Below are 17,398 nucleotides of genomic sequence, written 5' to 3' on the forward strand. Positions count from 1 at the left end.
ACCGAGAGATCAGGCAGGCAGGCGGGCGCTTAGCCGTCTGCTGGCCTTGGCGACTCTCCTGCTCGCGTCGCTCGTCGCGGTCCCGGCCACAGCGATCGACGTACCGTTCGACCCGTTGCCGATCCCGGGCGAGGACGCGTGCAACAACCTCGATGCGCCGATTCCGGCTTCACCTCATGGGTTTGGATCGTTCGTCGTCAAGCTCGACATCGATCGAGCGGGGTGGTCGGCAGATCCGTTTGCCGACGAGCACCCGGCGTCGATCGAATCGGTCTATGGAACTTCGCCGCAGTGGTTCACCTATGACAACGGCTGCACCGGGCAGTTCGTAGCCGAAGCCGGGACAGCGCTCAGCAACATCCTGCTTGAGCTCGCCGGCCTGCTGCCGAACTGGTCCCACGCCCTACTTCACTCAGTGCTCTCCCCCAGCTCGTGGCTCATCGCACTCGAAGAACCCGTCGTTGAGGCCACCACCGCGACCGCGCAGGGCGTGTGGTCGCCATGGCTGCCGATCGTCCTGCTTCTCGTCGTCGTGATCATCATCCTGCGGTCGCGAGCCGGTCGTTTCGCGGGCTCAGCCACTGCAGCGGCGTGGGCTCTCCTCGTACTCGGCCTCTCCTCCTGGCTGATGAACTACCCGTTGGAGGCCGTCCACCTCGTCGATGACGGCGTGCGCGGAACGACCGAGCTAATCGCCACGTCGTTCAACGACGACAAGGCTCTCCCGGAAGACGCCGAAGACCTCGGCGACGAGTCGGCGGTCGTCGCGGTGGACATTCAGTTCGACCACATCGTCCGAACGACGCAGTACCGCACGTGGGCCACTGGAGTCTTCGGCAATCCTGACTCGGCGACCGCCAAGGAGTACGGGCCGAAGGTCTTCGCCGCAACCCACTTCTCCTGGGACGAGTACGAGACCTACCGGAATGACCCTGAGGACGCCGGGGCGAAGATCGTCGAGAAGAAGGCCGACGACTTCAAGACGTACGCCGAGCAGATCAAGGAGAACGATGCGCTGGCGTACGACCACTTCAAAGGCGGCCATTGGTCACAGCGAGTCACGACATCACTGGTGAACCTAGCCATGATCTTGGTGACCTGCGGTTTCTTGCTTCTGGCCGCTCTCGCCACGCTGCTTGCGTACGCCCTGGTGCGGCTTCTCGTCCCGTTCTCTCCGGCGCTGGGTGTGCTCTTCATGATCGATCGCACCCGCGATGCGGCGGTCGCGATGCTCAAGCGTGTCGCCGGGCCGCTGGTGATGGGCCCGATCTGTTTCCTCGTGGGACTTCTGCTGCTGCGCTTCTTCGCCGCCATCCTTGCGACCGACGCCCTCTGGTTCGTCCTCAAGCTCGGCCTCATCGGCGTGCTGACGTACGTCGCCTGGAAACTGGTTCGACCGCAGGCCTACACCGTCGGGCCCGTCCTGAATAGCGTCTTCGCACCTCTTAGGGCGGCGTTGGCGGCTCGCATGGGCACCGCCACGGCCGACGTCGGGACGAGCCCATCGAACAGGACCGAGGTGGCTCCGACATCTGGGGCGTCATCCAGTTTCGTTCTCCCTTACATGTCGCCGACCGGATCAGCCTGGACTGATCCAGATGCAGCAACCTTCGTGCCGTACGTGCCCCGACAAGTCGAGGCGGCCTCAGCGGGTGCGGTCCCGTCCTGCGAGACTGCGATGCAATCAGCCCAACGTGTGCAGCGCACGCTCAGACTCTCGTCTACCGACCCGGCCCACAGAAAGACACTGGCGAAACCGCCGCCGGAATCTACGGTCCTGGTTGACGATCGCTTCTTGTACAGGACCGACGAGGTGAGTCGGGTTTGGCAGGCAGAGGCGACTCTGAGCGAGTACGACCCCAACCATCCGCGCAACGTAGCGGCGCAACGCAATCTCGAGGACAAGATCAAGAACGTCGACCACGCAGGCCACCTGTTTGCCCGGATCTTCAAGGGCCCTGGCGACCTGATCAACCTGGTCCCCATGCATGGCAGCAAGGTGAATCAAGGGCAATACCGACGGCTTGAGAATCTCTGGTCAGACCAGATTCAGGAGGGGAAGACGGTCGAGGTGACGATCGATCTCGACTACGACGGATCTAGCCGTAGACCAACCGACATCGTCGTCACGCACGTGGTCGACGGCGTTGAAGCGACTACATTTATCGAGAACGAAGAGCCCGATTCAGGAGGCACAGATGCTTGACACCAGTAACGAGTTGCTGGAGTCCATCGGGCATGTCGCCCTGGACTCGGCTCCAGCCAACTGGCAACGCATCACGATCACCATGTCGGGTATGGCGAACTCCACGACTGTGCGGGCCGAGGTCTCGACCCCGCAGGGCAGTCAGAGTCTTTCGTTGGGCGCGGCGGGGGCACGCAACGCACACAAGCTCAGAAAGTCTATGTACACCGACGATGCGGGCACTTGGTATCGCGCAACCATGACGATCGATGCGCAGCGGCACCTCGAGGCTGACTTCGACTACTACGGGAAGCCCTACGACGAGTCCGAAGAGGGCAAGGACTTCATTCGAGATCTCCTCCTGCAGGACCAGGCCAAGTACCCACGAACCCCCGATCTCCTGCCTGAGTGGCATCCGTCCAAGCAAGTCGTGTAAGGCGCCTGCCGCGACTCACCCCTCCCGGCGCCAACGGTCGGGGGTGGTGCCGTAGCGGGCCTTGAAGCGGCGTACGAGGTAGCCGGGGTCGGTGAGGCCGGTGCGGGTGGAGATGACGGACAAGGGGAGGTTGGTTTCGCGGAGGAGGCGGCGGGCTTCGGTGAGGCGGCGCTCGGTGAGCCAGTCGAGGAGGGTGCGGCCGGTGCGTTGGCGCAGGACGGTGGTGAGGTGGCCGGGGGTGTAGCCCAACGACCGGGCTAGGTCGCCGGCGGAGACCTTGGTGGCGTACGTCCTCTCGATCTCATCGAAGACGCGACTGACCAGCGGGTCGGGGGCGATGGGGGCGGTCGGGGCCAAACGGGCCGAGGCGACCAAAAGATTGGTGAGAGTGGCGGTGACGGCGTCGTGGGCGCCGAGGCGGTCGGGGTGGCGTAGCTCGTCGGCGAGCTCGACGAGCCAGGCCTGCCAGCGTGGGCGCTCCTCCTCGGGTACCACCGCATGACGACCGTCGGCGGCGAAGAGGGCGAGCAGGGGGTGGTGGGCCCAGGTGAGCGGGGAGATGGAGGCGAGGGCGGGGATGGCGTCGGGGGTGAAGGCGACCGACCAGGCACGCGCATGGGTGAGCTCGGCGAGCGACTCGGCGGCCACGACCTCACCGGGAGCGATCGCGTGGACCTCGCCGTCGCGCAGCGCCACCTGCCGGCCGTCGAGGCCGACGGCGCCTCCGCCACGCTCGACGTAGGCGAGCACCCAGAAGTCGTGGGCGTGCCGGTTGTCGGGAGGCAGGTGCTCGGTGTCGCAGTCGGGATCGAGAGGTACGACCCTGACCGCCGGCATCCCGGGGCTCTGCTCCCAACGGTAGATCGGGGTGCCGTCGGCCCGGACCGTACGCACCGAGCGCGACAGCGTCGCGGCCGAATCCGAAGAACGTCCCATCGCCCCCTACTTCCCTCCCACCGTAGATCCGCAGAATGTCCCATTGTGGAACCATGACCACGATACAGATCATCGACGGCCGCGCCGAGAGCGATCGGGACCGCGAGTTCCTCCCCGGCATGGGCCGCACCTGGCTCCTCCCGCTCTACGACCTCTTCACCCGGTTCGCCCGCGTGCGCCCGCTCCACGAACGGACGGTCGAGCTCGCCGGCATCCAGCCCGCCCAGACCGTCCTCGACGTCGGCTGCGGCACGGCCAATCTCTCCTTCGCGGTGCTTCGCGCCGTCCCCGGAGCCGTCGTCACCGGGCACGACCCCGACGCGAGCGCGCTGCGGCTGGCGGCCCGGAAGGCGGGTCGGCGAGGCGTACGTCTCTCGCTGGTGCAGGGGTACGCCGACCGGCTGCTCCCGAAGGACGGCAGCGTCGACCACGTCGTCTCCTCGCTCGCTCTGCACCACGTCGACGACGCCGGGCGCGAGGGGTTCGGGCGCGAGGCGTACCGGGTGCTCAAGCCCGGCGGGCGGGTGACCATCGTCGACTTCGGTGCCCCCGACCACGGCCACGGCGGTCACGGACACGGGAAGGGACACGAGGGTCACCGTCACCGCGGCATGAACGCCTACACCGAGCGCAACCTCGACAACGGGATCGTCACGATCCTGACCGACGCCGGGTTCACCGACGCCCGCGAGATCGACCACATCGAGCACCGGTTCGGCCCGATCACGATCGTGCAGGCGACCCGCTGACGACCGCGGAGGTTAGGCACGCGCCGCGCGGACGGGCAGTCTGGCCTCATGCACTTCATCGGAGTCGACCTCGCCTGGGGCGTGCGCAGGCCGACCGGCCTGGCCGTCCTGGACGAGGAGGGCCGTCTCGTCCACGTCTCGGCCGCGAAGACCGACGACGAGATCGTCGCTGCCCTGGAGCCGTACGTCGGCAGCGACTGCCTGGTCGCGATCGATGCTCCCCTGATCGTCACCAACCCGACCGGGAACCGTCCGGCCGAGGCGGCGCTCAACAAGGACTTCGCTCGCTTCGACGCGGGCGCGCACCCCACCAACACCAGCAAGCCGGAGTTCGGCGAACAGCCGCGCGGCGCCCGGATCGCAGCCCGGCTGGGACTCGACATGAACCCGAGGTCGGGCCGCCGGCGGCGGGCGATCGAGGTCTACCCGCACCCCGCGACGGTCGCCCTCTTCCGCCTCGGCCGGACGCTGAAGTACAAGCACAAGTCCGGGCGTGAGATCGACCAGCTCCGTGCCGAGCTGCTCGTACTCCTCGGCCTGCTCGAAGGTCTCCAGAGCTCCGAGCCGCCGCTGCTGCTCGACGACCCGGCCTGGCTCGCCCTTCGCACCGCCGCCGAGAACGCCGTACGCAAGAGCGAGCTGCGCGCGGTCGAGGACCAGGTCGACGCGGTGCTCTGTGCCTACATCGGCCTGTTCGCGACCCACGCACCCGACCGGACCACGACCTACGGGGACTTCGCCACCGGCTACATCGTCACGCCGACGCTGCCCGACGACCTCCGCCCCACACCGCGCGGGCAGGCCGGGGCGAAGATCCACGACCCCGGGACCGCGGTCCGCGAGTACGCCGCGATCCAGCCGACGCTGCAGGAGGCGGCCGACCAGTACGTACAGCTGGTGACCTCGATCCTCGACGAGGCGGGCATCAACTACCTGACCGTGACCTCGCGCGCGAAGTCGGTCGCGTCGTTCGCGGCCAAGGCGGCTCGCACCGTCGACGGACGGCCGGTCTACGCCGACCCGCTCCGCGAGATCACCGACCAGATCGGGCTGCGGGTGATCACCTACGTCCACAGCGACGTCCAGGCGGTCGCCGAGCTCCTCGACGACCAGGTGGTGGTCCTCGACGATCGCGACATGGGCGAGGAGACCGCGAGCGAGGGCCGGTTCGGGTACGCCAGCCGTCACCTGCTGGTCAGCCTCGACCCCGCTCGCGAGGGGCAGGCGGCGTACGAGCTGTTGCGCGGCCGCCAGGCGCAGATCCAGATCCGCACCGTGCTGCAGCACGCCTGGGCCGAGTTCGAGCACGACATCCGCTACAAGGGCACGATCCCCAGCGAGCACGTGCCCGACTTCGACCGCCGGTTCACGCTCGCCGCGGGCCTGCTCGAGCTCGCGGACCGTGAGTTCTCCACGATCAGGGACCGGCTGCGGCAGGGCGTCACCGGCGCCAGCACCGAGGCCGTCGACGACGACCCGCGCATCAGCCCCCGAGAGCTGGCGGCCTACCTCGCCGGGCAGTACGCCGACGCCGGCTGGTCGCGCACCGACCACTACGGCTGGATCTCCGGTGTCATCCTCGAGCTGGGCATCACCTCGCTGACCGAGCTCGGCGACGCGTTGCGCTCGGTGGACGAGGACACCCTGATGGCCCGGATGGACTACCGCTACCCGCCGGGTGCCGTGCGGCGGCTCGACGACGCCCTGCTCTGGGTCTACGGCGACGCCTACGTCGAGCTGCGCGCCAATGCGCACCGGGTGCCGGCGCTGCGGGCCAGGCTCGCCAAGATGCGCGACACCGACTGAGTCGGCCGCTCGCTGAAATCCGATCCGGGCGCGGGCGCGAATCCCCGCCATGAGACACCTGGATCGCCATACCCTCGCCCATGCCGCCGCCGGTGTGCTCGCCGGTGCCGTCGGAATGTCCGTCGCGCACCTCACGGCCGCGCTGCTGACGCCGGCCTCGTCCCCAGCGCTCGCGGTCAGTACCGCGGTCATCGACGCGACGCCCACCCCGGTCAAGGAGTGGGCGGTGCGCGAGCTCGGCAGCGCGGACAAGCCGATCCTGATCGGCAGCGTGCTGCTGGTCACGATCGCGTTCGCCGCCGTGATCGGCGTCATCGCCCGACGGCGGCTGAGACTCGGCGTCGGGCTCATCGCCGGCCTGGTCCTGCTCGCCGGAGCCGCCGTGGTCCGCCAGCCGCTCTTCCAGATCACCGACCTCGTGCCCACCCTGGTGGCGCTCGTCCTCGGGCCCGCCGTGCTGGTCCTGCTGACCCGCGCCCTGACCCGCGCCCTGACAGCTGAGCCCGCGCCGAGCCACCGGCGAGAGGTCCCGAACGACGGCGCGGCCACCCGCCGCAGCGTCCTGATCGGGTTCGGGGCCCTGGCCCTGCTCTCGGCCGCGGCCGCGACCGGCGGGCAGCTGATCGTACGCAGCCGCACGGCGCTCGCCGACCTGATGCTGCCGCGCGTCCGCGACCCGTTGCCCGCGCTCCCGGCCGGGCTGGAGGACACCCACCAGGGCATCTCCCGGTTCATCACCCGCAACCGCGACTTCTACCGGGTCGACACCAAGCTGGCCGTCCCGATCGTCGACCAGAACAGCTGGTCGCTGACCATCGACGGCGACGTCGAGCGCGAGCTGACCTTCAGCTACGACGACCTGCGCGAGCGCGAGAACGTCGAGCACGACATCACCCTGACCTGCGTCTCCAACGAGGTCGGCGGCAAGCTCGTCGGCGCGGCGCGCTGGACCGGCGTACCTCTCAAGGAGCTGCTCGAGGAGGCCGGCGTCGGCAGGAACGCCGACCAGATCCTCTCGACCGACGTCGAAGGCTTCACGATCAGCACCCCGCTCGAGGCGGCCCTGGACGGCCGCGACGCGATGGTCGCCCTCGGCATGAACGGCGAGGTCCTCCCCCGCGTCCACGGCTTCCCGGCCAGGCTGGTGGTACCCGGCCTCTACGGGTACGTCGGCGCCACCAAGTGGGTCACCAAGCTCACCCTGACCCGCTACGACGAGGCGACCGCCTACTGGACCGACCGCGACTGGGCCGTCGATGCCCCGATCAAGCTCTCCAGCCGGATCGACACGCCCCGGCCGCTGAGCAACATCTCCGCCGGCCGCACCGTCATCGGGGGTGTCGCCTGGGCCCAGCACCACGGCGTGGCCAAGGTCGACGTACGCATCGACGGCGGCCGCTGGCAGCCGGCCGACCTCGGCCCCGATGCCGGGATCGACTACTGGCGCCAGTGGTTCCTGCCCTGGGACGCCGAGCCGGGGAGCCATCAGCTGGCCGTGCGGGTCACCGACCGCGACGGCACCGTGCAGAGCGACGAGCGGGCCACCCCGTTCCCCGACGGGTCGAGCGGCATCCAGCAGATCGTCGTCACGGTCGCCTGAAAAAAGACGAAATCCGATCCGGCCACCGCGCCGAAGCCCTCATGACAGCAAGACGAACCATCCCTCGAAAGGCCAATCCATGAAGACCAACACGCTCACCCGCACCGGCGGCGCGGCTGCCACCCTGGCCCTCCTGATGGGTCTCGGCCTCTCCGCATGTGGCTCCGAGGACACCGAGTCCACGGACAACGGCGGCTCGAAGACCTCCGAGACCACCGAGGCCGCTCCCGAGGAGACCGAGGAGGCCGGCGCCCAGACCTTCGGCGAAGGCTGCAAGCTGATCCCCGCCGACGGTGCCGGCTCGTTCAACGGCATGTCGACCGCACCGGTCGCCTCGGCTGCGAGCGCGAACCCGCTGCTCAAGACGCTGGTCTCCGCCGTCGGCCAGGCCGAGCTCGTCGACACCCTCAACAGCGCCGACGCGCTGACGGTCTTCGCCCCGACCGACGACGCCTTCAAGAAGATCCCGAAGGCCGACCTCGACGCGGTGCTGGCCGACAAGGCCATGCTGACCAAGGTCCTCACCCACCACGTGGTGGCCGGACAGCTCGGCCCGGACGAGGTCGCCGGTGAGCACGAGACCCTGGCCGGCGACATGATCACCGTCGAGGGCTCGGACGAGGAGTTCACCGTCGGCAAGGAGAACGCCAAGGTGCTGTGCGGCAACATCCCGACCGCCAACGCCACGGTGTACGTGGTCGACACCGTGCTGATGCCCTGATCGGGACATCGGACCGGATATCCGCAAGGATCGACACATGAGATCGCTCAGCTCAGTTCCCTCCGGCGACCCGTCGCCGGAGGGAACCGGGTCGTCCCCGGGCCTGGCCGGGCTGCTCCGCAGCATCGCCCGAGGCGACGAGGCCGCCTTCGCCGCTCTCTACGACGCGACCTCCGCCCGCGTGCACGGCCTGGTGCTGCGGGTGGTGCGTGACCCGGCTCAGGCCGAGGAGGTCACCCAGGAGACGTTCCTGCAGGTGTGGCGTACGGCCAGCCGCTACGACGAGAGCCTGGGCAGCGCCCAGTCCTGGCTGCTGACGCTGGCCCACCGTCGCGCCGTCGACCGGGTCCGGTCCGCGGAGTCGGCCGGCCGCAACGACACGGCCTACCACGGCACCACCCAGACCCCACCTCACGACACGACGGCAGAGGCCGTGGAGGCCTCGCTGGAGGCCCGCCGCGTCCGGTCCGCACTCGAGACACTGACAGCAGTGCAGCGTGAGGCCCTACAACTGGCGTACTTCGGCGGTTACACCCACACTGAGGTCGCCACCATGCTCGACCTGCCGATAGGCACTGCAAAGACCCGTATCCGGGACGGGCTGATCCGCTTGCGCGACGCGATGGGAGTGAGCCGATGACCGCGCACGACATTCACGCCCTCTCCGGCGCCTACGCCGTCGACGCTCTCGACGACATCGAACGCGCTCGGTTCGAGGAGCATCTCGCCGTCTGCGCGGACTGCCGCGACGAGGTGGCCAGCCTGCGCGACAGCGCTTGGACGCTCGGCAGCCTGACCGACACCGCGCCGCCGCCCGAGCTGCGCGACCGGCTGCTGGCCGGCATCAAGGAGATCCGGCCGCTTCCGCCCGAGACCACGCCGAAGCACAGGGCCGTCGAGGCTCCTGAGCCCGCGGACGAGTCGCCCGGCCGTCGTCGGTTCGGGTGGCGTACGTTCGCCGCCGCGGCCGCGGTGCTGGCCGTCGTCGGCACCGGGACGGTCGCCGCGGTCGAGCTGATCCGCGACGACCCCAGCCAGACGATGACGACCGCGGAGCGGGTGCTGAGCGCGAGGGACGCGACGACCGTGGCCGTCGACCTGCCCGGCAAGGCCCGCGCCCGGGTGGTCCGCTCGGTCTCGGAGAACAGGGCGGTGCTGGTCACCTCCGGCATGCCGGCCGCTCCGACCGGCAAGGTCTACGAGCTGTGGCTCCAGCACGACGAGGTCATGGTCCCGGCCGGGCTGATGCCTGCCGGCAGCGACCAGACCTTCGTCCTCGAGGGCGACGCCGCGGATGCGAGCGCGGCCGGGATCACCGTCGAGCCCGAGGGAGGCTCCGACGAACCGACCTCGGCCCCGATCGCCCTGTTCGACTTCTCGCAGGCCACCTGACCTGCGAGAAGTCGAGACCGGCCGGGGTCAGGCGTACGGGGCGAGGGAGCCCCCGGCCGGCTTCCGACCAGCAAGGGCGTACTGTCGCAGGATGGAGCCATTCAGGCTTCCCATCAGAGAGATCCCCATGAGCGACAAGTCGCCGCGGCAGAAGATGTCCAAGAAGTCCGGGAAATCCATCAAGGCGAAGCGCGCCGAGAAGCGCAGCTCGGGGTCCACGGAGACCCTTGCCGACAAGATCCATCCGCCGAAGAAGAAGTGATGCACCTAGGGCTCGGTGTCATCGGCTCGTCGGCGAAGGAGAACGAGCACCGGCTGCCGCTCCACCCCGAGCACATCCCGAACCTGGACGCTGACATCCGGTCCGGAATCACGCTCGAGGACGGCTATGGCGCCCGGTTCGGGGTCAGCGACGAGGCTCTCGGGACGTACGTCGCCGGGTTCGCGTCACGTGACCAGATCTTGGCCGACTCGGACGTCGTGCTGCTCCCCAAGCCGCAGCTCGAGGACGTCGAGGCGCTGAGCCCGGGGCAGACGCTCTGGGGCTGGCCACATTGCGTACAGGACCCGGAGCTGACCCAGGTCGCCATCGACCGGCGCCTGACCCTGATCGCCTTCGAGGCGATGAACCACTGGACCCGCGACGGTTCGGTCGGTCTGCACGTGTTCCACAAGAACAACGAGATGGCCGGCTACTGCTCGGTCCTCCAAGCGCTCGAGCTGGCCGGGTTGACCGGCGACTACGGTCGCCGCCTGAGCGCGGTGGTGATCGGTTTCGGAGCCACCGCACGTGGCGCCGTGACCGCCCTCAACGCGCACGGTGTGCACGAGGTCGCGGTGCTCACCAACCGAGAGGTGGCCGCGGTCGGTTCGCCGATCCACTCGGTGCTGATTCGGCAGTTCGACCACGAGCCGGACGGCGAGCACCTCAGCCACGTGATCACCGAGCGGGGGCGCGAGCCGCTGGCGCCGTACCTGGCGGAGAACGACATCGTCGTCAACTGCACCCTGCAGGACACGGCCAACCCACTGGTCTTCCTCGAGGAGGAGGACCTCTCCGCCTTCCGCCCCGGCAGTGTCATCGTCGACGTCTCCTGCGACCTGGGCATGGGCTTCACCTGGGCCCGGCCCACCACCTTCGACGACCCGGCCTTCCTGGTCGGCGACAACGTCCTCTACTACGCGGTCGACCACAGTCCGTCGTACCTGTGGAACTCGGCGACCTGGGAGAACAGCAACGCGTTGATCCCGTTCCTGCGCCCGGTGCTCGAGGGACCGACCGCGTGGGACGCCGTCGAGACGCTGCGCCGAGCGATCGAGATCCGCGACGGCCGCGTGCTCAACCCCGCCATCCTCGCCTTCCAGGGGCGCGCGACGGAGGCGCCTCACGCTCTGGTGTGACCGTGGGTCAGGCGTACGGATCCAGAGTGACCGCGGCCGGCTTCCCGCCCGCCAGCGCGTTGCCGAAGCGGGCGTCGGTCAGCTTGAAGGTGGCGGCGCCGAAGTCGGCCGCGACGAGGCGGTCGCGGATGCCGGCCGGGTAGTTGTCCCAGCCGACCAGGCCCTTGACCTGCCAGACGCCCTCGTGGTTCTCGGGCGGCTCGTCCCCGCCACCGGTCTTCGGGAAGCGGAAGCAGTGGGTGCTGCCGCCGTCCTTGTGATAGACGGCCTTGGGGTGCGTACCGCCCTCGAACTGCAGCTCCGCCTCGGGCTTGATCTCGTAGCCGGAGTGCTGTGAGACCGACATGTAGCGCGCGTGGCCGTCCTGCACCCACACGATGATGTGCTCCCAGTCGTGCCGGTGGCCGGCCGACCCGGGCCCCCAGGAGACCTGGTCCTTCTCGAAGTAGTAGCCGTAGAGGTAAGCACACCAGCCGTTGTTGCACTTCGAGCGGGAGTACACGTTGGTGTTCTGCAGGTCCGAGAGGTCGCGGCACTGGCCGTTGACCGTGCCGCCCATCGCGAGACCGCCGTTGAGCGTGCCGTCCGGCCCGATCGCCGGGGTGCTGTAACAGCCGTCGGTGTCGAAGTCGAGCGCCGGCTGCCAGGTGCGGTCGGCCTCCGGCGCGGAGGCCGGCAGCGCCGGCGGCGGAGCCGCCCAGGCTGCCGCCGGAACGACGGAGAGAAGTGCGGCGAGCGGGAGCGCGAGGGCGAGCCTGCGCGTGAGTCGTTTCCCGAGAGTCATGTGGGGTCCCTTGTGAGTGGGGGAAGGGGGCGCACTGATGCAACCAGTGCCGCGATCGCGTGACAACCCCGTGCGCGTGAACGCGCCGGTAACGCTGCCCGCCGACCCTGGTTGGATGGGCGGGTGGACGCGACACAGTGGCAGCAACGGATCACCGCGGACCTCGCCGGCCTCGGGCAGCAGGAGTTCGTGATCATCAGCGAGCCCGAGCCTTCGGCGCCGGAGCCGACCGGCTTCCTGGCCCGGCTCCGGTCGAAGGCATCACGGTCGGTCGCGCCGTCGCGCTGGGGACAGGTGCTGTGCGAGGACGAGATGCTCTCCGCCGAGTTCGCAGGTACGCAGCACATCGGTGGCACCTGGGAGGCCTCCGCCGAGCAGCACGAGGCGCTTCGCGCGGCCGGCTGGCTGACCCCCGACGAGACCGACCCGATCGCGCCGGCGCCGGGGGTGCCGCACTACTGGCGCACCGTCCCCCAGGCCGACGCAGGCCGTGTCGCCGGCCTCCTCGTCGAGGCCTTCGGCATCCTCGGCGCCGACCTGGCGACCCTCACGCTCCGCCGGGATCAGTAGTCGCCGAGCTGCTCGCACAGCAGCCGGTAGAAGGCGGTGTTGGTGATCGGGGTGAGCCTGTCCTCGAGCGCCAGATGGAGACCGTCGGGTCCGTTGATGCCGGCGAGCTGCCACTCGCCGACCGTGATGGACCAGGCGGTGCGGGCGCTGAGCTCGTTCAGGGCCTCGTCGCGAGAGCGTTGGTCCTCACCCAGCAGCACGGCCATCCGGGCCGTCGGGAACGGGCGGACCGAGCCGGTGGCACCCTTGACCGGGCGGATCTTCAGGGTGCGGACCAGGCTCGGGACGAGGTGACCGCGCGGGGCGTCGAGGGGCTGCGTACGGGTGCCGTCGAGGCCGAGCTCGAGGTGGATTCCGGTGGGGTCGACCACGGCGCGGTGCTCCAGCCGTCCGCCCGGGCCGGCGAGGATCCAGCCGACCTCCGTCGCCACGGTCGTCGTCTCGGCGCTCATGCCGGGCTCCAGGTCGCGGCGGTGGCATCGAGCTGGGCCGCCCAGGTCGCATAGTCGCCCGTCGGCACGGTCGCGGTCAGGGTGTGGCCGACGCCGTCGATCGCCACGAACCACTGCTCCATGGTCAGCGCGGAGCCGCCCGGCCCGTCGTACATCGCCAGCCGCCGTCCCGCCTCCTGCCCGGCGATCGTGAGGCGCTCGAGGTCGATCGGCGTGTAGCCGGGCATCATCTGGGTGAACGCCATCTCGGAGCCGACCTGCCAGTCGCGGAACCCCAGGTCACCGTTGGTCTGGGCGGTCACGGTGATGTTGGCGCGGAACGTGCCGTGGGCCGGCGCGAGCGCCAGGAAGCGTACGCCCTCGGGCGGGTCGACGCTCTCCCAGCCGTCCGGGAGCGTCAGGGTCGTCCGAGCCTCAACCACGGTCACTTCTTTCCCGCGGTGCGCTTCTTCGGGCGCGACTCGCGATACCACTTCGGCTTGATGAACGACGGGGTCGGCAGGATGACCAACAGCGGGTAGACGACGCAGGTCAGCAGGAAGAGTCCGCCGATGATCGTCCACGCCACGGTCTGCTCCGGCACCAGCCCGAAGGCCGTCGAGCCCGTGATCGCCAGCGCGGAGATGCAGGGCAGGTGGATGAGCACGACGTCCTCGCCCACGCCGCCCCGATTCCACGCGTTCGCCCAGGAGCGGGCACGGGCCGAGAGCCCGAGATGTTGCCAGATGCTGACGCCGGCGCCGATGACGCCGACGGCCAGGATGAGTACGGCCCAGATCATGGTGGTCCTAGTCCCAGAAGGTGATGGCGTCGCCGACATCGGAGGCTACCTCGCCGGCGCCCTCCGCGAAGTCGCTGACCCCGTCGACCACGGCCTCACCCAGCTCACCGGCCTCGTCGACCACGAAGTCGGCTGCCTTGCCGGCCAGCCCGGAGCCGATCGCGCCACCGATCACACCGCCGACGACTCCACCGATGACCGTGCCCGGGCCGGGGAAGATGCTGCCGATCGCGGCGCCGGCCTGAGCCCCGGCCCACGCTCCACCCGCGGCACCGGCGGTCGTGATCGCTGACGTGCTCACGGTGCGGCTCACCCGCTCCGTCGTCGACAGCGACGGGTCGTCGGCGTCCTTCTGCCACTGCTCCCACGCCGAGCTGCCGGCCGTGACCACCCAGCCCGCGCGGGTCGCCCACTTGCCCGCGGTCAGCCACTTGCCGCGTACGGCTGCCTTGTTGGCCTTCGCGTGCCAGTTCTTGTCGCTGAGCACCTTCGCGGCACGCTCGAGCTTGGTCAGGCTCGCGGGGCTGGCGAACCGGCCGTTCACCCGCGGCTGGAACGTCCCGTAGCGACTCTTCACCATCCAGTCGACACCGGCGCCGGCTCCGAGACCGGCCAGCCCCAAGGCGTACGCACCGATCTGCATGCCGTCGGAGAAGTCCTTCGGCAGCAGGCCCAGGTCCTCGAGGCGGTCCTCGATCCAGCCGTCGCCGGTCGACTTCGAGATCGCCTTGCCGAGGTCCTCGTGGGCGTTGTCCTCGTCCTTGCGAGCGGTCTCGACCCGGCTGACCAGGTCGTTCCACTTCTCGACCTTGGTGTTGTGGGCGTTGACGTCGCTCTCGGACGCATCGTCGCCCGGGTCGGTGGGCGGCGAGATCATCGTGCCGCTGACCGTGAGCCCCGCACCGCTGGCCTCGTCGCGGATCGTGGACATCTTGGTCTCAACGGCCTTGAGGTCGCCCGAGAACGTCGTGAGTCCCTTGCCCATGGCCTCGATCCGCGACTCGAGCTGACGCAGGTCGCTCTTGCGCTTCTCCGCCTTCGACTCGAAGGCGGCGCCGGCCTGACCCTTCCAGGAGCCGGCGGTCTTGATCGCCTTGCCGAGATCGTCGAGAGCGTCCCCGACCGCGTCCTTGGCGGTCGTGCAGGCGTCGGCCGCGGTCTGCGCCGCGGCGGCGTCGCCGTAGACCTTCGTGTCCATCGCCTCCGGCATCAGCTGCCCCTCACCCTCTGCTCGTGGCGCCGACCCGCATCGCCGCTGGCGTCATCGGTCGTGGTCGCGTGGTCGAGCGCGTTCTGGACGCTGTCGCCGAGCGATCCCAGACCCTCGGACATCCCACCGACGGCCGCCGCCAACGACGCCAGCGCGGTCGCGACCTCGGAGGACGACTCTCCGACGTCTGGGGTCTTCTGCAGCGGCTCGGCCTGCTTGAAGAGGTCGCCGCCGGCGGTGTCGAGCGTGTTCTTGATGGACCTGAGATCGTCTGGATTGACGTGGATGTCATCGTCGGTCATGCCCTCGTCCTACCCGCTCTCGCGGATTTCAAACACGGACGAAAGTAAAAAGCCCTAGGAGGTGGCGCCGGCCGGGCTCAGGTCGGTCTCGCCCTCGACGATCTTGCGGGAGAGGACCGCGAGCGCCTCGTCGAGCTTGGCGTCGTCGGCACCCCAGTCCGCGAGCTCGGTGGCCAGCCACTCCTTGAACGCCGCGACCAGCTTGCCGAGCTCCTCCTTGCCGGCCTCCGTCAGCGCGTAGCCCGCCTCGTCCCCGTAGAGGTAGCCCTCCGCGGCCGCGGAGGCGAAGGCAGGGGCGAGCACCTCGCCCGGCATCCCGAGACGGTGGCCGATCGCGACCAGCGACCGCTCTCCGCCGACCCATTCGCGGATCCCGATCTGGCGTACGCACCAGGCGGTCGCCGCGTCGAGATCGACCGCCGACTCCCGGAGTCGGGTGAACGTCTCGGGCGGCTGGCGGCGCACCAGCTGGGCGACGGCGGCGTCGAGCCGGATGGCGCTGTCGGAGGAGTTGGGCATCGCGAACCCGTCGCCCGGGTCGGTCGCGGCCGCCCTCGAGGTGCCTCTCAGGGGCACCTCCTTGAGGAAGAGGGCGAGCAGGAACGCCAGCCCGGCGACCGGGACCGCGGCGAGGAAGACGACCTGCAGCGTCTCGGCGTAGGCACCGATGATCGGCTCGCTCTGGGCCTCGGCCAGCGTGTGCAGGAGCGCGGGTGTCGCGACGTCGTCGGCGGAGACGCCGGCCGCGGCGAGCGCCGCGGGCAGCCGGTCGGCCAGCTCGTTGGCGTAGACCGTGCCCATGATCGAGGCACCGAACGAGCTGCCCATCGTCCGGAAGAAGGTGACGCCGGAGGTGGCGACGCCGAGGTCCTCGTAGGCCGCGGTGTTCTGCACGATGATCGTCAGGATCTGCATGCTCAGGCCGACGCCCATCCCCATGATCAGCAGGAACAGCGACATCATCAGGGTGCTGGTGTCGGCGTCCATGGTCGAGAGCAGATAGAGCCCGAGCGCCATGATCAGCGCACCGGCGACCGGGAAGATCTTGTAGCGCCCGGTCCTTCCCACGATCGAGCCCGCCAGCGTCGAGGTCACGAGCAGGCCGATGACCATCGGCAGCGTGCGGATCCCCGACGATGTGGCGGAGACGCCGTGGACGTACTGCATGTAGGTCGGCAGGTAGGTCATCGCTCCGAGCATCGCGAAACCGACGATGAACGAGAGCACGACGCTGACCGTGAACACCCGGTCCTGGAACAGCCGCAACGGCAGGATCGGCGAGACCGCCCGTGACTCGACCCAGACGAAGATCGCGAACGCGACCGCGGAGCCGATGAACAGGCCGATGATGGTCGCCGATCCCCAGGCGTACTCCGTCCCACCCCAGCTCACCGCCAGCGTCAGCATCGAGGCGCCCAGGCCGACGAAGAGGATGCCGAGGTAGTCGATCGACGGACGCTTGCCGCGGGCGATCTGCGGCAGCGTCAGGCTGGCAATCGCGATCACGGCGATGCCGAGCGGGAGGTTGATGTAGAAGGCCCAGCGCCAGGAGAGGTGGTCGGTGAAGAGGCCGCCGAGGAGAGGGCCGAGGACGGTGGTGGCGCCGAAGACCGAGCCGAGCGCACCTTGGTACTTCCCGCGGTCCCGCAGCGGGATGACGTCGCCGATCAGTGCCGTCGCGGTCACCATCAGGCCGCCGGCGCCGATGCCCTGCACGGCGCGTGCCGCGATCAGCCAGACCATGTCCGTCGCGAAGCCGCAGGCGGCCGAGGCGAGGATGAAGAGCCCGGCGGAGACCTGCAGCATCAACTTGCGGCCGAAGAGGTCGCCGAACTTGCCGGCGAGGACGGTCGCGACGGTCTCGGCCAGGAGGTAGGAGGACACCACCCAGGACAGGTGGCCGGCACCTCCGACGTCGGCCACGATCGTCGGCAGCGCGGTCGACACGATCGTCTGGTCGAGCGCCGCGAGCAGCATGCCGAGCAGCACGGTGCCGAAGATGAGGTTGATCCTGCGCCGACTCAGCTGAGGCTCGGTCTCCGAAGCCGCCTGCGGTGCTGCCATTCCGACCCC

General features: G+C 69.4%; 19 protein-coding genes. 11 read left to right on the plus strand and 8 right to left on the minus strand.

All coding sequences use genetic code 11. From position 1 onward, the window contains the following. Positions 1-46: 46 nt before the first annotated feature. A complete protein-coding gene (locus tag HD557_RS22825; RefSeq protein ID WP_196875574.1) occupies positions 47-2,206 on the plus strand; it encodes a DNA/RNA non-specific endonuclease in 2,160 nt (719 codons plus the stop codon). After that, the gene (locus HD557_RS22830; RefSeq protein ID WP_196875575.1) at positions 2,199-2,621 is read left to right on the plus strand and encodes a hypothetical protein; all 423 of its coding nucleotides are present in this window, start codon (positions 2,199-2,201) and stop codon (positions 2,619-2,621) included. Before HD557_RS22825 ends, HD557_RS22830 begins: the two co-directional genes overlap by 8 nt. A 15-nt stretch (positions 2,622-2,636) precedes the next feature. Here HD557_RS22830 and HD557_RS22835 read toward each other — a convergent pair whose 3' ends face one another. Then, complete coding sequence (locus tag HD557_RS22835; protein ID WP_196875576.1) at positions 2,637-3,557, minus strand: helix-turn-helix transcriptional regulator; 921 nt, start codon at positions 3,555-3,557, stop codon at positions 2,637-2,639. A gap of 53 nt (positions 3,558-3,610) precedes the next feature. Between HD557_RS22835 and HD557_RS22840 the strand changes: the two genes are divergently transcribed. From HD557_RS22840 to HD557_RS22870, 8 genes are all read left to right on the plus strand, one after another. Continuing rightward, positions 3,611-4,306, plus strand: a complete 696-nt coding sequence (locus HD557_RS22840) for a class I SAM-dependent methyltransferase (RefSeq protein WP_196875577.1) — start codon at positions 3,611-3,613, stop codon at positions 4,304-4,306. 48 nt (positions 4,307-4,354) lie between these two features. Continuing rightward, on the plus strand, positions 4,355-6,112 hold the full coding sequence (locus tag HD557_RS22845; RefSeq protein ID WP_196875578.1) for a DUF429 domain-containing protein: 1,758 nt from the start codon (positions 4,355-4,357) through the stop codon (positions 6,110-6,112). A gap of 49 nt (positions 6,113-6,161) precedes the next feature. Beyond that, on the plus strand, positions 6,162-7,712 hold the full coding sequence (locus HD557_RS22850) for a molybdopterin-dependent oxidoreductase (protein ID WP_196875579.1): 1,551 nt from the start codon (positions 6,162-6,164) through the stop codon (positions 7,710-7,712). Positions 7,713-7,791: 79 nt separating this feature from the next. Continuing rightward, complete coding sequence (locus tag HD557_RS22855) at positions 7,792-8,433, plus strand: fasciclin domain-containing protein (RefSeq protein WP_008362509.1); 642 nt, start codon at positions 7,792-7,794, stop codon at positions 8,431-8,433. Positions 8,434-8,470: 37 nt separating this feature from the next. Continuing rightward, a complete protein-coding gene (sigK, locus tag HD557_RS22860; protein WP_196875580.1) occupies positions 8,471-9,073 on the plus strand; it encodes an ECF RNA polymerase sigma factor SigK in 603 nt (200 codons plus the stop codon). Then, a complete protein-coding gene (locus HD557_RS22865) occupies positions 9,070-9,825 on the plus strand; it encodes an anti-sigma factor (RefSeq protein ID WP_196875581.1) in 756 nt (251 codons plus the stop codon). Before sigK ends, HD557_RS22865 begins: the two co-directional genes overlap by 4 nt. 127 nt (positions 9,826-9,952) lie before the next feature. Beyond that, positions 9,953-10,087 carry a hypothetical protein gene (locus HD557_RS28825; RefSeq protein ID WP_256206805.1) on the plus strand — a complete coding sequence of 45 codons (135 nt, stop codon included), beginning with the start codon at positions 9,953-9,955 and terminating at the stop codon, positions 10,085-10,087. Further along, positions 10,087-11,226, plus strand: coding sequence for a N(5)-(carboxyethyl)ornithine synthase (locus HD557_RS22870; protein WP_231380420.1), 1,140 nt, complete (start codon positions 10,087-10,089; stop codon positions 11,224-11,226). Before HD557_RS28825 ends, HD557_RS22870 begins: the two co-directional genes overlap by 1 nt. A 7-nt stretch (positions 11,227-11,233) precedes the next feature. Here HD557_RS22870 and HD557_RS22875 read toward each other — a convergent pair whose 3' ends face one another. Further along, the gene (locus HD557_RS22875) at positions 11,234-12,010 is read right to left on the minus strand and encodes an NPP1 family protein (protein ID WP_196875583.1); all 777 of its coding nucleotides are present in this window, start codon (positions 12,008-12,010) and stop codon (positions 11,234-11,236) included. A 123-nt stretch (positions 12,011-12,133) separates the two neighbouring features. On the opposite strand from HD557_RS22875, the gene HD557_RS22880 reads away from it, so the two are divergent. Then, a complete protein-coding gene (locus HD557_RS22880; RefSeq protein ID WP_196875584.1) occupies positions 12,134-12,580 on the plus strand; it encodes a TY-Chap domain-containing protein in 447 nt (148 codons plus the stop codon). Here HD557_RS22880 and HD557_RS22885 read toward each other — a convergent pair. From HD557_RS22885 to HD557_RS22910, 6 genes are read right to left on the minus strand one after another with little or no spacing between them, the layout of a single operon-like run. Next, positions 12,574-13,032 carry a hypothetical protein gene (locus tag HD557_RS22885; RefSeq protein WP_196875585.1) on the minus strand — a complete coding sequence of 153 codons (459 nt, stop codon included), beginning with the start codon at positions 13,030-13,032 and terminating at the stop codon, positions 12,574-12,576. The genes HD557_RS22880 and HD557_RS22885 overlap by 7 nt on opposite strands. Continuing rightward, the gene (locus tag HD557_RS22890) at positions 13,029-13,454 is read right to left on the minus strand and encodes a hypothetical protein (RefSeq protein ID WP_196875586.1); all 426 of its coding nucleotides are present in this window, start codon (positions 13,452-13,454) and stop codon (positions 13,029-13,031) included. The genes HD557_RS22885 and HD557_RS22890 overlap by 4 nt, the downstream gene beginning before the upstream one ends. 2 nt (positions 13,455-13,456) lie before the next feature. Next, on the minus strand, positions 13,457-13,813 hold the full coding sequence (locus HD557_RS22895; protein WP_196875587.1) for a hypothetical protein: 357 nt from the start codon (positions 13,811-13,813) through the stop codon (positions 13,457-13,459). A gap of 7 nt (positions 13,814-13,820) precedes the next feature. Continuing rightward, on the minus strand, positions 13,821-15,023 hold the full coding sequence (locus HD557_RS22900) for a hypothetical protein (protein ID WP_196875588.1): 1,203 nt from the start codon (positions 15,021-15,023) through the stop codon (positions 13,821-13,823). Continuing rightward, on the minus strand, positions 15,023-15,325 hold the full coding sequence (locus tag HD557_RS22905) for a hypothetical protein (RefSeq protein WP_008362526.1): 303 nt from the start codon (positions 15,323-15,325) through the stop codon (positions 15,023-15,025). Before HD557_RS22905 ends, HD557_RS22900 begins: the two co-directional genes overlap by 1 nt. 54 nt (positions 15,326-15,379) lie before the next feature. After that, entirely contained in the window at positions 15,380-17,389 is a 2,010-nt protein-coding gene (locus tag HD557_RS22910) for an MDR family MFS transporter (protein WP_231380421.1), read from the minus strand. Between the last annotated feature and the right edge of the window lie 9 nt (positions 17,390-17,398).

Origin of the sequence: Nocardioides luteus (genome assembly GCF_015752315.1) — a bacterium.
In the GTDB taxonomy this organism is placed as follows: domain Bacteria; phylum Actinomycetota; class Actinomycetes; order Propionibacteriales; family Nocardioidaceae; genus Nocardioides.

Bases quoted from the DNA above. Each gene is read 5' to 3' on its own strand.
- HD557_RS22830 (WP_196875575.1), top strand. From the start codon at position 2,199: ATGCTTGACACCAGTAACGAGTTGCTGGAGTCCATCGGGCATGTCGCC.
- HD557_RS22850 (WP_196875579.1), top strand. From the start codon at position 6,162: ATGAGACACCTGGATCGCCATACCCTCGCCCATGCCGCCGCCGGTGTG.
- HD557_RS22855 (WP_008362509.1), top strand. From the start codon at position 7,792: ATGAAGACCAACACGCTCACCCGCACCGGCGGCGCGGCTGCCACCCTG.
- HD557_RS22865 (WP_196875581.1), top strand. From the start codon at position 9,070: ATGACCGCGCACGACATTCACGCCCTCTCCGGCGCCTACGCCGTCGAC.
- HD557_RS22835 (WP_196875576.1), bottom strand. From the start codon at position 3,557: ATGGGACGTTCTTCGGATTCGGCCGCGACGCTGTCGCGCTCGGTGCGT.
- HD557_RS22885 (WP_196875585.1), bottom strand. From the start codon at position 13,032: ATGAGCGCCGAGACGACGACCGTGGCGACGGAGGTCGGCTGGATCCTC.
- HD557_RS28825 (WP_256206805.1), top strand. From the start codon at position 9,953: ATGAGCGACAAGTCGCCGCGGCAGAAGATGTCCAAGAAGTCCGGGAAA.
- sigK (WP_196875580.1), top strand. From the start codon at position 8,471: ATGAGATCGCTCAGCTCAGTTCCCTCCGGCGACCCGTCGCCGGAGGGA.
- HD557_RS22840 (WP_196875577.1), top strand. From the start codon at position 3,611: ATGACCACGATACAGATCATCGACGGCCGCGCCGAGAGCGATCGGGAC.
- HD557_RS22910 (WP_231380421.1), bottom strand. From the start codon at position 17,389: ATGGCAGCACCGCAGGCGGCTTCGGAGACCGAGCCTCAGCTGAGTCGG.
- HD557_RS22895 (WP_196875587.1), bottom strand. From the start codon at position 13,813: ATGATCTGGGCCGTACTCATCCTGGCCGTCGGCGTCATCGGCGCCGGC.
- HD557_RS22900 (WP_196875588.1), bottom strand. From the start codon at position 15,023: ATGCCGGAGGCGATGGACACGAAGGTCTACGGCGACGCCGCCGCGGCG.
- HD557_RS22845 (WP_196875578.1), top strand. From the start codon at position 4,355: ATGCACTTCATCGGAGTCGACCTCGCCTGGGGCGTGCGCAGGCCGACC.
- HD557_RS22875 (WP_196875583.1), bottom strand. From the start codon at position 12,010: ATGACTCTCGGGAAACGACTCACGCGCAGGCTCGCCCTCGCGCTCCCG.
- HD557_RS22905 (WP_008362526.1), bottom strand. From the start codon at position 15,325: ATGACCGACGATGACATCCACGTCAATCCAGACGATCTCAGGTCCATC.
- HD557_RS22870 (WP_231380420.1), top strand. From the start codon at position 10,087: ATGCACCTAGGGCTCGGTGTCATCGGCTCGTCGGCGAAGGAGAACGAG.